Consider the following 399-nt stretch of genomic DNA (forward strand, 5'->3'; position numbering starts at 1 on the left):
GGTTTTGAACAGCCGACGGAAGGGCAGATCGTGCTCGACGGGCAGGATATGTCGCATGTGCCGCCGTACCAGCGGCCGATCAATATGATGTTTCAGTCGTACGCGCTGTTCCCGCACATGACCGTGGAGCAGAACATCGCGTTTGGCCTTAAGCAGGACAAAATGCCGCGGGCGGAGATCGCCGAACGGGTGGCGGAAATGCTGGCGCTGGTGCACATGCAGGAGTACGCCAGGCGCAAACCGCACCAGCTTTCCGGCGGCCAACGGCAGCGGGTGGCGCTGGCGCGCAGCCTGGCCAAGCGGCCGAAGCTGCTGCTGCTGGATGAACCGATGGGCGCGCTGGACAAGAAGTTGCGCGACCGCATGCAGCTGGAAGTGACCGACATTCTCGAGCGCGTC

At 63.4% G+C, this 399-nt stretch carries 1 protein-coding gene; it reads left to right on the forward strand.

The window, feature by feature from the left end; genetic code table 11:
• Positions 1 to 399, forward strand: a 399-nt coding sequence (locus JYB63_RS22635) for an ATP-binding cassette domain-containing protein (RefSeq protein WP_205660190.1), incomplete at both ends; no start/stop codon positions are given.

Origin of the sequence: Aliamphritea spongicola, from assembly GCF_017051665.1 — a bacterium.
Lineage (GTDB): Bacteria > Pseudomonadota > Gammaproteobacteria > Pseudomonadales > Balneatricaceae > Amphritea > Amphritea spongicola.